This window comes from Paenibacillus vulneris, from assembly GCF_039543185.1.
GTDB lineage: Bacteria > Bacillota > Bacilli > Paenibacillales > NBRC-103111 > Paenibacillus_S > Paenibacillus_S vulneris.
In genome coordinates this window covers 110,866-124,441 of the sequence record NZ_BAABJG010000024.1, presented here as the reverse complement: position 1 = coordinate 124,441, position 13,576 = coordinate 110,866, and the positions used below count along the sequence as shown (strand labels likewise).

7 protein-coding genes are annotated in these 13,576 nt (G+C 49.3%); 5 read left to right on the top strand and 2 right to left on the bottom strand.

Going from position 1 to position 13,576, the window contains the following annotated elements; translation table 11 throughout:
- Positions 1-344 precede the first annotated feature (344 nt).
- Both ABEA66_RS22165 and ABEA66_RS22160 read left to right on the top strand, forming a co-directional pair.
- Positions 345-497, top strand: coding sequence for an IS3 family transposase (locus ABEA66_RS22165; RefSeq protein ID WP_345590856.1), 153 nt, complete (start codon positions 345-347; stop codon positions 495-497).
- Positions 498-814: 317 nt separating this feature from the next.
- Positions 815-4,591, top strand: a complete 3,777-nt coding sequence (locus ABEA66_RS22160) for an OmpL47-type beta-barrel domain-containing protein (protein ID WP_345590854.1) — start codon at positions 815-817, stop codon at positions 4,589-4,591.
- A 129-nt stretch (positions 4,592-4,720) separates the two neighbouring features.
- Here ABEA66_RS22160 and ABEA66_RS22155 read toward each other — a convergent pair whose 3' ends face one another.
- Complete coding sequence (locus ABEA66_RS22155; protein ID WP_345590852.1) at positions 4,721-7,030, bottom strand: putative bifunctional diguanylate cyclase/phosphodiesterase; 2,310 nt, start codon at positions 7,028-7,030, stop codon at positions 4,721-4,723.
- 686 nt (positions 7,031-7,716) lie between these two features.
- Between ABEA66_RS22155 and ABEA66_RS22150 the strand changes: the two genes are divergently transcribed.
- Genes ABEA66_RS22150 through ABEA66_RS22140 form a run of 3 tightly spaced genes read left to right on the top strand, consistent with a single transcriptional unit; the run spans position 7,717 to position 11,122 of the window.
- The gene (locus tag ABEA66_RS22150) at positions 7,717-8,670 is read left to right on the top strand and encodes an ABC transporter permease (RefSeq protein WP_377740576.1); all 954 of its coding nucleotides are present in this window, start codon (positions 7,717-7,719) and stop codon (positions 8,668-8,670) included.
- Between the two features lie 20 nt (positions 8,671-8,690).
- Positions 8,691-9,572 carry a carbohydrate ABC transporter permease gene (locus tag ABEA66_RS22145; protein WP_345590850.1) on the top strand — a complete coding sequence of 294 codons (882 nt, stop codon included), beginning with the start codon at positions 8,691-8,693 and terminating at the stop codon, positions 9,570-9,572.
- Between the two features lie 38 nt (positions 9,573-9,610).
- Positions 9,611-11,122: an extracellular solute-binding protein gene (locus ABEA66_RS22140; protein ID WP_079908885.1), complete on the top strand. Its 1,512-nt coding sequence runs from the start codon at positions 9,611-9,613 to the stop codon at positions 11,120-11,122.
- Between the two features lie 130 nt (positions 11,123-11,252).
- Here the strand turns inward: ABEA66_RS22140 and ABEA66_RS22135 are convergent, their stop codons facing one another.
- Positions 11,253-13,547: a helix-turn-helix domain-containing protein gene (locus ABEA66_RS22135; protein ID WP_345590845.1), complete on the bottom strand. Its 2,295-nt coding sequence runs from the start codon at positions 13,545-13,547 to the stop codon at positions 11,253-11,255.
- Positions 13,548-13,576 lie beyond the last annotated feature (29 nt).

The window sequence follows — 13,576 nt, the reverse complement described above, 5'->3', positions numbered from 1 at the left end:
TGTTGGTAGTGGTGCGGCCGTGTCCAGTAACATTCATATGCGAACTTAATTAACATTTGTCTCGAACTTTATCCAACTAGTTCGTGTTTATATGTTACAGTATTGCAGTTTAGTTCGGAATCATTTACCGCTTGGCGGACCTTATGGTGTAATCCCGGCCGGTTATTCTTAGTAGCATTGTCCATTATGGACTACATCCAAGCCGCTCGTTCCTCTTTAACGCATTAGTTGCCCTAATGGCGGCTTTTTTGTGTTTTCGCAGCATTAATTTCTATATGAAACAATTTACAATTAATATAAAATTCTGTAGGTCGTTGCATTGATAACGGACCCATGGAATCCTTTTGGGGAACTTGAAATGTGAGAAGTATTATTTGCATAAATACCAGACCTTTGAGCAATTAAAGAACGACATTGATGCTTATATTCACTTTTACAATTACGAACGATTACAGAAAAAAACTAAACAGCCACAGCCCCATGGAATTCAGGGCTAAGTTTTTTCTGTAAGACCTATATTCCAATAACAGGATTTAGAGGTTCAAATGCCCAACGGTATCGGATTTGCAATATACAATAACGCCAGCTGCCGAACCATTCCTCCAAGATTCGTATCAGCCTGTCAAAATCCCGTTTTGGTTCATGTGGTATAGGAATGGACCATTGTCATCTCTGATGCAAAGTGAGTAAGATGGCGGTACATGCCAGTAAGGGAGGGAGATCAAGAACGCTGAATTGCATGACCACGACCAAAATTGTAAGCAGTTACATTTGTGGTTGAGAGGCAGGAACATTTGAAAACAGGAGGATGGGTATGAAAAGAAGACGGTTGGCTCTTATTTTAAGTGTTGCTATGGGTCTTTCATTATTCCAGCTGCCGATGCCTGCAGCATTCGCCGCTTATGATTCGCTGCCGGCGTTCCCGGGGGCGGAAGGCTTCGGTTATGCCGCTGCCGGAGGGCGCGGAGGTGAAGTGTACCACGTCACCAGCTACGACCTCACAGGACCGGGGACGTTCCATGACGCACTGACAACGGCCGGATCGACGCCGCGGACGATTGTATTCGATATTTCGGGCGAGCTCACGATCCCTCAGATCATCGTTTCGGGCAAGTCCAAGATTACCATTGCAGGCCAGACTGCGCCGGGGGACGGAGTGACGATCCGCGGCAACAACATCCGGTTTGTTAACTGCAGCGATATCATCATTCGGTATATGCGGTTCCGGATGGGGGCGCAAGGCTTTAACGACGATTCGATGTATTTGGAGGACTGCCGCAATGTGATGATCGACCACTCCTCCTTTTCCTGGGGAACCGATGAAGTGCTGTCCATCAAGAGCAAAGACTACAATAATCCGAAATCAAAAAATATTACAGTTCAGTGGTCGATCATTTCGGAAGGCTTGCTCACGCATTCCATGGGCGGACTGGTAGAAATGAATACGATTACAATGCATCATAATCTGTATGCTCATAACAACGACCGCAACCCGAAGACCAAGGGTGTAATGGATTTTGTGAATAACATTATTTATAACTGGGGCGGTTACCCTTATGTGGCCGGAGGCGAATCTGGTACCAAAGGCTACGGCAATGTCGTCGGCAACTATTTCATCGCAGGCATGAATTCCGCCAACCCGCAATATGGGGTTGTTCGCGGTAATGAGAACTACAATCTTTATCTTAAAAACAACCGTATCGACAGCAACAAGAACGGGATTCTCGATGGAACGGATACGGGAACCGGGATGATGGAAGCGGAAAGACCTAGCCTCATCGTGCCGGAACGCTTCGAATATCCGCCGGTACATACGCAAGAGCCCGAAGCGGCTTATGAAGAAATTCTGAGTCACTCCGGCGCATCGATCTCTCGGGACAAAGTGGACGAGCGGGTGATCGATAGCGTGCGTCATCAGACCGGAGCTATTATCGGGAATGAAAATGATGTCGGAGGGTTTCCTCAGCTGGCCAGAACCAAGGCTCCTCTCGACACGGACCGCGACGGAATGCCGGACGCATGGGAGATAGCCAAAGGTTTGAACCCGAACGACCCTGAGGATCGAAACGGCGATCTCAATGGTGACGGTTACACCAACCTCGAGGACTATCTGAACGAACTGGCGGCACTGGGCTTCCCTGCGAATTATCCTCAAACGCCGCCTGCGTGGTCGGGAACGCCATTCGATCCGCCGGCACAGCCCGCGACAGAGCAGCCCGAGCCGGAGCCTGCACCTAGCATGGACGGGAAAACGCTGCGAAATGTCGTCATTCACGATAACAGCGGCAGCGGTACCGCCAATGCGGCAAACTGGTCGGTACAAAGTAATTTCCAGCCTGGCGATTTCGTAGCCGGAGATCGAATGACTGGAAGCAAAACGTATAAATTTGTGACCATACCGGATGAACTGAAGGGCATGGAGTGGATTCGCTCCGCGGTAGCCTCCAGAAGCTCGACCAGTGCGGATTTGCTATCCTTCTATTTAGCTGCGGATGCGGACGTATATGTCGCCCATGATTCGAGGATTTCGTCCCGCCCGCAATGGCTGACATCGGCATACGAAGATACGGGAATGGTCATCGCCGATGACCAGCCGGTACAGTACAAGCTGTTCAAAAAGCGTTATCCGGCAGGCTCCCGCGTAGTCATGGGGGCAAATAACAACACCTCCAACATGAACTATTTCGTTATTCTGAAGCCGGTAAGCCCGTCCACGAAGGCTCCAGCGGCAGCGCCTTCGGGGCTTGCGGGTGAGCTAACGGCAGGGCCCACGATTTCGCTCCAATGGGAGCCTGTCGATGGTGCGGATCAGTATTTGATTTATCGATCCACGTCGACGATGCCGTACTTTAAAGTCATCGAAAGCTCCAAATCCACGGAGTACACGGATGCCGCCACGGAGCTCGGGATTACGTATCAGTATAAAGTGTCCGCCGTCAATGCGGGCGGCGAATCCCCGCAATCGAGCCCTGTGGAAGTGCTTGCCTTCGATCCGTCGAAGCCGAAGCCGTCGGTTCCTACAGGACTGCAGGTAGCGGATGCGAAAAGTATGTCCGTAGCACTGAAATGGTCACCTGTAGATGGTGCTGTCAGCTACGAAATCTACAGAGCCGCTTTACCGAACGGCGCGTATCAGAAGATCGCGGCCGTATCCAAGGCCGCATTCACCGACAAGACGGTTAGCCCGTCCACGTCGTATTCCTATAAAGTAGCTGCGGCGGGAGTCGGAGGTGCATCCGCCCTGTCCGAGGGTGTCAGCACGACGACGAAACCGCAGGTTGCGCAACCGCAAGCGCCGGAAGGCTTGACAGCGGGTGAGGTGACAGCCGCCGCGTTCGCCATTCAGTGGAATCCGGTTAATTCGGCAGAACGTTACTACGTTTACAGGAAAGGGATCGGCGACAACGATTTTACCCGGCTCGGCAGCACGGTTTCGCCTCGTTATCTCGATGATACGGTAAGCGCGGACCGCGCCAGTTACATCTACAAGGTGACGGCGGAGAATGAAATGGGCGAATCGGCAGCATCTCGCGAGCTGGCTATTGATATGCCGCTGCCCGCGACGCCTTCGCAGCTTTTTGTCGGATTAAAGGGAGAGACGTTCGTTGGGCTTATCTGGACATCCCATGGCGGGGCGACCCAATATAATGTGTACCGGGAATCAGCAGGAGAACCGATGCAATATGTAGGATATGCCAAGGTGGATACGTTCTACGATCGTACCGTCAAGCCGGGGGTAGAATACACCTACTATATCACCGGGAAAAACGCGAGCGGGGAATCGGGGCCGTCCAATCGGGTAACGGTCAAGACGCCGGAGACATCCAAGGACATAACGCCGCCTGTTACGACGACGGACGCCAAGCCAGGCTGGCATAACACCGCTCAAACGATCAATCTGATTGCGATTGATGCCGAGGGCTCTGCTGTATCAACTTATTACAGTGTAGACGACGCTCCATTCCAGGCAGGCAATCGGATCGAGATCGGTCAAGAAGGAGTGCATACGCTCCGTTATTACAGCGTTGATGCATCAGGCAATCGGGAAGATGTCCAATCCGCGCAGGTAAGCGTCGATCTTACCGGACCGGTCGTTCCGCTGTCCGTTACAGAATCGGTCTATCATTCGGATGCCGTGAATATCCGTCTGGATATTACGGATGCGCTGAGCGGCGTGGACCAAGTGAAAGCGACGCTTGACGGCAAAGAAGTAAGTCTGCCGATTACGGCAGCTCCCTACGAGCTATCGATCGGTGATCACGCAATGACGGTAACGGCGACAGATCATGCCGGCAACGTAACGGTTCAGCACGGGGTATTGAAGGTCGTGGTGAACCGCGGTTACTTGGATAAAGCCTTACAGTCGGCGTACGATCAGGGCCTTATCGCGAATAAAGGTATCCTGAACAGCCTGCTCGCCAAAGTGAACCGTATCCATAGCGAAACGGATCCTGCGAAGATCATCAACGCATTGAATTCGCTTGAGAACGAACTAAAGGCGCAGGCAGGCAAGCATATTGATGCGGCCTTCGCACAGCACCTGCTTTCGGATATCGATTATTTAATAAGTCAAGCTAAGGATCAACCCTAAGAAAGGGTAAAGACGATTGCTTCCCGATGCGTAAATCGGGGAGCAGTCGTTTTGTTTTATTGGTGCGAAAAAAGAACCTTCAACCGCCATGTTCGGCGAAAGAAGGTTCTTAGCTTATAACCAGCCCGTTTATAATGCAGCCTTCACAGAGGCTGCTTGTCCGGCAAAAACCTCGCTCATTTCATCGGCAGGCAGCGGCTTTTGAAAATAATAGCCTTGAATCCAGTCACAGCCATGCTGTTTGAGGAATTGGAACTGCTCCTCCGTTTCTACCCCCTCGGCAATGACCGTCAGCTTCAAGCTGCTTGCCATCGCCAGGATGGCCTTGACTATCGAAGCTTTGCCGGAATCGCCGGAAACCTCGGAAATGAATGTCTGAGCCATTTTTAGCACATCAACCTGCAGCAGCTCTAAATAACCTAGAGATGAATACCCGGTCCCGAAGTCGTCCATCGCGATTTGCACACCGAGCCGTTTGAGTCTATGCAGCTTCTCGACGGTTTCTCTTTCTTCCTGAATCGCGATCCCCTCGGTTATTTCAAGCACGAGCAGCTCGGGCGGAAGCCCTGAGGTTTCCAGTACGGAGAGCACCATATCCACAAAATTGGCCTCGTTGAACTGCCGGGGCGAGACATTGACGGATAAATGAAAGGCTGGAGCCCCCTCATCCATCCAAAGCTTCGCCTGATTACAAGCCGTGCGGATGACCCATTCGCCGATGGGGACGATCAAGCCGGTCTCCTCTGCCAGCGGAATAAATTCAGCGGGGGACACCATGATTCCGGGTGGCTTCTGCCAGCGAATCAGGGCCTCAATACCAACGAGCTGCTGACTGGCAGTGTCGATTTGTGGCTGATAGTAAAGAATAAAATCCCCTTGCTCCAATGCCTTTCGAAGGTCGGTCACCATCGCCATCTTAAGAGACAGGGCCTGATTAAACTCCTCGTTATAGAAGACCGCGCGATTTTTACCAAGTGATTTCGCTTTATACAAAGCGATATCCGCATTCCTGAGCAGCGCAGATACGGTAGTTCCATCTTTCGGGTATACGGAAATCCCGATGCTTGCCGACGTACATACTTCTCCTTGCTCGAGCTGAAACGGACGGCTGATTTCCTCGATAATGCACTGGGAAAGCTCCAGCAATTCTTCCTCGGAGCAGGTTTTGCACAGCATTGTAAATTCGTCGCCGCCCATGCGGGCTACAAAATGCCGTTTATCCGCAAGTGTAGTCAATCGGGCGGCGACCGCTTTAATAAGGGCATCCCCGGTGCTGTGGCCATAGCTGTCGTTAACATATTTAAAGCGATCGAGATCGAAAAACAGAACAGCCAAGCTATGCTGCCCGCCTTCGTCTGCAGCTGCCATGTCAATGTCTTCTGCTGCCTGAATTTCAAACATACGCCGGTTAGGTAGAAGCGACAGCTGGTCGTGGGAAGCCAAAAATTCAGCTTGGCCAAGCATCAGCTGCCATTTGTGCATCAGCTTATCGTTCTCCAGTAATACGGTGATTTGCCGAATAACGATAAGCGCTACCGTAGCCGTGCTTGCAATAAAAATGGCATCCATCATTTGCGAATCGATCCGACATACCGAAAAGGCGAGAAAAACGATCGCACTGCTATAGGGCAGGAGATATCGCAGCTTCGAGCCGGCCTCCTGAGGAACTGCAATACGAGCGGTGTCGGGCTTTAGCCTAGTGGAACTCAATCCGGCGATAGCAACCAGCATAGCCGACGCGCTGTACAGAGGGTCAATCCATCCGCCGATCATGTATGTATTGGTTGTGAGCTGGGTCAAGTATAATGTATCTGTAATAACGAACACGATGAATCCCGAGGTAAAAGGGAAAAATACCTTTTTTGGATAAGGAAATCGACGGGTATAAAAAAGCATGAATAAGCTGATAAAGATGACCAGGTCTGTTACCGGATAGGAGGAGGTCGCCACGGCCCCCCACATGGTTGTCCTTTTAAGAAGCTGTGCAAGCTGCGGGTGAATGATGTATTCCCAGCTCATTATGCTAACAATAATAAAGACAATCAGGGTATCAAACAAAAAACGAACGCCTTGATAAATGCTCCTTTCTTTTACCAACAAATACACGAGGGCGCTAACATAGGTCATGTTTTGCAGGTTCCAGAAAACATCTCCGATGCTGGGAACCGGAGCCTCGATGCCGAGAACCCAATCGTATACAATCCACGAGAGCAGCGCAAGGATGTAAAGGATGTCCGCCCACGATAATAGACTCCAAAACCGGCGGTAATGCCCATGCTGCTTACGGGCCGCGTACCGCAGTGTGAAAAAAGATAATAAGTAAGGAATAGTCTCTATGGCAAGGATCAAGCTGGGACAGTCTCGTAAATAAGGAAACAAAAGATACTGCATAATAATAAACCCTGTAATTATGTATAAAAGCCTGTTGGGGCTGAACATATCGGTTCCCTCCTAGCTCATGCAGGTGGCTTGGTTCGTAACGGAGCGAGACTATCAGGCTCAGAAACGATAAGGCAGCACTCCTGTTGTACATTTTCTTTAAATCGGCAATCTTTTCATAGGATGCCAATTCAAGCGCTTGCAATTTGACTAAGCTTAAAGACCTAGATTTGTTTGGGTCTTGTTGCCTAATTATAATGCTGCCTCAATCCACCTGTAAATAGGAAGGATAGCAGGTCTTTTGGCGTGCAGGCTGCCAAATGTTCGAGTCAAGGAAACACATTTGTCATACATATGCGATTCCCGGGTTCTCCATAGCATCATGGGTATCCGTACGCCAACAATTCGTGGATGCTTTGGGTGCGGCCTAAAAGTCGCTCCTAACTGGCTTTCATGCCGCATACATCATGGGTACACTACTAGGAGCAAATCAATCATGATCCCCGTTTGATAAAGGCATTGATCCTCAAATGCCTTATCGAACGGGGATTTTTTTCATACGCAACTAATGACAATGAGTGCAATTAATGACTGTCTGCCATCATCATCATTCTATGAGTGGTAAGCCACAGCCGATCCAAGCCGATCTGAACAAGTAGGGACTATCGACGGAAATCTCCATCCCGCCGTATGATAAATCTGCAATTTCACTAGATGTCATGGAGAATCGAAAGGAAGGAAGTCACATGCAAACCAATATGAATGCGCGGGTCTCTTCACCTCCGGCAGCGAGGTCATCGACGTTGATGGGGAGGCTGGTGCGGAACCGCTGGCTCTATTTTATGGTCGTCCCAGGTCTTTTGTACTTTCTCATATTTAAGTACTGGCCCATGTATGGAATTTTTATTGCATTTAAAGACTATCAACCGTTTCTTGGCTTTTGGGACAGTCCGTTTGTCGGGCTTAAGCACTTCGAGCGCTTTTTTAGCGACTCCAATTTTCTCGTCCTGTTTCGCAACACGCTAATTCTTGCTACTTACAATATCCTGTTTTTCTTTCCGCTGCCGATCGTGATTGCGCTCATGCTAAACGAGCTGAGGCTTGAATTCGTTAAGCGGACCGTTCAAACGCTGGTTTATATTCCTCACTTTATGTCCTGGGTCGTCGTCGTTGGGATCGCCTACATCTTTTTGACGACGGAAGGCGGCATTGTGAACGATTTGCTGGCCCGTTACGGGGGAGACAAGATCAATTTTCTTGTAAGCAACGAGTGGTTCCGGACCATTATTACTGCAGAGGTGATATGGAAGGAAACCGGATGGGGGACCATCATTTTCCTGGCGGCCTTGGCAGGTGTCGATCCCCAGCTGTATGAAGCCGCACGTATGGACGGAGCGAACCGTCTCCGCCAGCTGTGGCATATTACCTTGCCGGCTATTCGCAGCACTATTGTCATTCTGCTGATCCTCCGGCTGGGAAGCTTTCTTGATACAGGCTTCGAGCAAATTTTCCTGATGCTTAATGCGATGAACCGCGAGGTAGGGGAAGTCTTCGATACTTATGTCTACTCCGTCGGCATTAGTCAAGGACAGTACAGCTTCAGTACCGCGGTCGGCTTGTTCAAGTCGGTGATCGGCTTCATTCTTGTTGTCGTGTCCAATTATTTGGCCAAAAAATTCGGAGAAGAAGGTATTTACTAGATAGGAGGGGCTGAACCGTTATGCGGATCAAAACAAGCTGGGGTAGCCGGGTATTTGACAGCTTTAATATGACGCTGTTGATTCTATTCGCTTTACTTACGGTAATTCCATTCATTTATGTTATCGCCGGATCATTTGCTACACAGAAGGAATTGCTGCAGCGTGGCTTCATCTTATTCCCGACGGAATTTACGCTGGATGCATACAAGTATATTTTTTCCACGCAGACACTGGTTAGAAGCTTGCTGGTTACCGTTTATATTACGGTCGCAGGTACGCTGATCAACATTTTCCTTACATGCTTAATGGCGTATCCGTTAGCCCGCAAAGATATGGATTTCCGCAGGCCAATCCTGATGCTTGTCGTATTCACGATGCTGTTCAGCGGTGGAATGATACCTACATTTCTGGTTGTCAAGCAATTGGGAATGATCAATACGTACTGGTCCTTGCTGATCCCGGGCGCTATCAGTGCATTCAACTTAATTATTATACGGAACTTTTTTCAACAGCTGCCGGATGGACTGGAGGAGTCCGCCAAAATGGACGGATGTAATGATCTGGGCATCTTTTTCCGGATCGTCCTTCCGCTGTCTATGCCTGCGATCGCAACATTCTCGCTCTTCTACGCCGTAGGTCATTGGAATACGTTCTTCAGCGCTGTGCTGTATATCAACGATAGCGCCAAATGGCCGATACAAGTGCTTCTAAGACAAATTGTTATTCTTGCCTCAGGGGGGATTGGAGACTCCGCCAGTATGGGAACAGAATATGTTACTCCTCCGGAGCAATCGGTGAAGATGGCAGTCATTGTGGTATCTACTCTTCCGATCCTGCTGGTATACCCTTTTTTACAGAAACATTTTGCCAAAGGGGTACTGCTAGGCTCGGTTAAGGGATGAAGATATAATAGGAACATGGAAAAGGGAGGATTCACAAAATGAACAGAAGACATCAGAAGACACTTGTCAAAACAGGAGCCTTGCTCGCATCCGTGACTCTGGCTCTGACCGCTTGCGGCGGGAATAATCAAGGAGCTTCCCAGGGGGGCGAAGCAGGGGGCAATCAAGGTCCGTATCAGCTGACGATGATGCTGCCGAGCTACAATCCGGAGACTATGCCTGCGGACAGCTCAGTTTTAAAGCTGCTTGAGGAGAAGACGAATACGAAGCTTACGGTATCCTGGGTGCCTTCCTCGTCCTACACAGATAAATTAAGCGCCACCGTGGCTTCCGGCGAATTGCCGAAGACCTTTGTTGCGCTGGAGCCGAAGGCTTCCTTCATCGTGAATGCCGCCCGTACCGGTATGTTCTGGGAGGTCGGACCTTACTTGAAAAGCTATCCGAATCTGAGCAAGATGTCGGATATCGTTCTGAAGAACGTATCGATTGACGGCAAAATTTACGGCGTGTATCGTGAACGGGATCTAGCCCGCTTCGGTTTGATGATCCGTCAGGATTGGTTAAATAACTTGGGCTTGCAGCAGCCGAAAAATATGGATGAGCTGTATACGGTTCTGAAAGCCTTTACGACAGGGGATCCGGATAAGAACGGAAAACAGGATACCATCGGGCTTGCCGTAGGGATGCAAGGGGGAGTTATCGCCGGTTTTAAAGACATCCTGACCTATATGGGCGGCCCGAACGAATGGGAACTGAAGGACGGCAAGCTCATTCCGGCTCATATGACGGATGCCTATATGGACACCATGAAGTTCTACAAAAAATTGTATGACGAAAAGATCATCAATCAGGATTTTGCGCTAATCCCGGACGGCAGGGCCGTTATGAATAAAGGTCAGGCCGGGCTATGGATCGATAATATGCTGGACGGCCAAAATATCGAAAATAACATCAAGAAGGTTGATCCTAATGCCAAAATCAATCTAATCAACCGCATCTCCGGTCCGAAAGGCGAGAGAACCCGTGCCGGTGCCGGATACCTGGGCATGTATATGATTCCTAAGACGAGCGTGAAGACGGAAGCTGAGCTTAAGCAAATTTTGGCTTATTTTGATAAGGTTTCCGAAAAGGATATTCAGAACCTGATGAAGTATGGTATCGAAGGAAAGCAATACACGGTCGAGAACGGCCAATACAAGCAAAATACCGATGCGAAAATAAAGGCCGAAATCACAGACGGCAATCAGTTTATGATCCTGCAAAACGAAGTTATCAACTATGGAAACGAGCTGGAGAAGCTCAGTACCAAGCTGTTCCAGGATAACGCTACCTTCGCTCTGGCCAACCCTGCAGCGCCGTTTATCTCCAACACCGAGGTCGAAAAGGGCAAGGAGCTCTCCAAAATCATTCAAGATGCCACGGTAAAATTCATCATGGGTGCATTGACAGAAGCGGATTGGAAACAGGCGGTTGATAAATGGCTGCAAAGTGGCGGAAGCAAGGTCATTGAGGAAATCAATGCAGAATACGCCAAGGTTGCGAAGCCATAAGGCTTGATAATAAATAGACAGGCAGAAGAAGGTTCCGTTCTCGCGGTCCTTCTTTTCTGCCTGTCTAACTTCAAATGAGGATTCCTGAAAGAGACTCGCCCCCCATAAAGTGGACAGCATGGTCTGTTGACTAAATGGGGGCTTTTTTTTCCTCTTCCCGGTACTGTCCCGGTGTCATACCTACGATTTTGCGAAAGGAGCGGATAAAGTTTGCTGAGTTGTTGTACTGTAACCGCTCTGCGATCTCAACAATCTTCAGATCAGACTCCTTCAGCCATTTCTTGGCCATATCAATCCGATACTGCGCTAAATATTCTCCAAAATTAACCCCTGCCTCCTGACGGAAAACACGGCTTACGTAATGGGGATGGTAGTTAATGCGGGAAGCGCATTTTTCCAGCGTCAGCTCCGAATCAAATTCCCGCTGAATCATATCGATGACGGCTTCCGATATATGCTTGAACTGGGACTCCCGGCGGTTGCCGAGCTCTTGGATGTAAGGAAGGACGAACCTCGTCCAGAACCAGTCCTCCATCTCCTTGACATTTCGAAGCTTAAATAGAGCTGGGAACAAGGAGGCTTCATCCTCTGCAACCCGGTCCATGGGAATGGAAAGCTCCTGACCGAATTTGAGCAGGTCGACAAGAAATCGCAGCAGTGACAGCTGATAGCTCTGATGCTGCGTATGAGGCCGGAACAGCTCTCCGATAAAATGCTTCAAGGCTAGCTCCGACTGCTGCGGATCCCCCGCCCGAATCGCATCGAATAAGGCCTGCTCCCCTTCGTGAGGAAACCAGTACAGATTGCTCTTCTGCGGCTGTACATCTTCAATAAACAGAATCGATTCTTGCCCCAGTCCTGCCCTATATTTCAAAGAGGTCATAGCTTCATGCAGTGCCTGCTGGGTTTCTGAGAACGAATGGAAGGTACGGCTGATTCCTATGCTTATTTTGATCCCCAAATATTGAACAACCGCTTTCTGGATCTCATCGGACAGAGCGAAAATCTGTTCTTTAAAGTCCTGCCCTTCCTCGGAGGAACCGATCAGGGTCACTTGAAAGTCTGAGGAGACTACCGGCACCAGTCTTTGCTCAGCGAGTACAAGCTCACCGACGATATTATTGATGGCAAACATGAGTAAATCCCGGTTCGTCTCTTCATACCTCGTATCCTTCAGCGTGTCGATTTGGATGGCGAGTATGCACATGGAGGACCATGGCTCGTCCAAACCGTACAAGCCTAATTTTTCTTCAAATTCGGCCGGACGAATGGTCCCGTTAAACAATTTCTGCACGAAAAATTCCTTCAGCTGAACCTGCTGTCCTTTGAGTTCATTCATGATCAAGGACTGATTTCTGATCAAATAGTCGATCCGTTCTCCGATAACATGAAGCTCGCCGTTTGAATGTGCTGCATCCTTCCCTCCGTCGGCAGCGGAAGGAATGCCGACAAGAGTGGTATAAATGGATTGAATGGGGCTGTACATCCTCTTGGAACCTATCCATGCGAGAATCAGCGTAACGACAAGTATGGCCATACATACGAGCAATGTCATCCAACCAATCACTTTATTTTGTCCGTTTACTTGCTCGTTCGAGGCTAACGAGACATAGCTCCAGCCGTTGTATGAGGATTTCCGGTAGGTTACCGTCACTGCCTCGCCATCTATCTCATCCGTATATTGGCCAAGGGCATTGTTCGCTTCGAAAAGAGGCTTCAGATAAGGCTGGTTCGACATATTGCTTCGCAGCTTCGAACGGTCTTGATGATCTATGATCCGGAACTTTTGATCCAGAATAAACGAGCTGCCGAATTTGTCATTCTGATCCGGCGCAAATTCCTTCATCACATCGGAGGAAAGCACGACGCAAATGATCCCTTTCGGATTGACGGAGTTGAAGGGATATTTCTTGACAAAGTAGATCCTTTGGGAGGAGGATGCTGAGTCATCCGTTCCGCTTGCCCAGAAAGACCCGGCCGCTTCTTGGGAGAATGCCAGAAGCTGAGGCTTAAAGTCCGGTGAGCTGTATTCGTTAACCCCGGTGCTTGAGACCATCCAGTCCTTGCTCAGACTGAGCAGAAATACATCCTTGATGCCAAGCTCATAGGTTTGAATTTGGGAAATGCCTTTAAACAGCTCGTGTACCATTTCGAAATCATGGTTGGATATATCTTTATCGAAGGCGTTGGTAACGGTAGGGGACTGCAGCAGCTGCGTCGCTGAGTTATCAATTGTCCTAAGCGTTTGCTCGACACGCATCTGCATTTGCTGCAAAAGCTGTTTATTTCCCTCGTTTACCTTCTCCTGTACAGTTCGGGATGAATTGTAATACGCAAAGGTGCCCAGCACAATGACGGGCAGGGTGCCGATCAAGATGGAAAATAACATCAGCTTCAATAAATAGGAAGGGGATCGGAATTTCATTAGGGCCTCCAGGTGGTCGTTCATACATA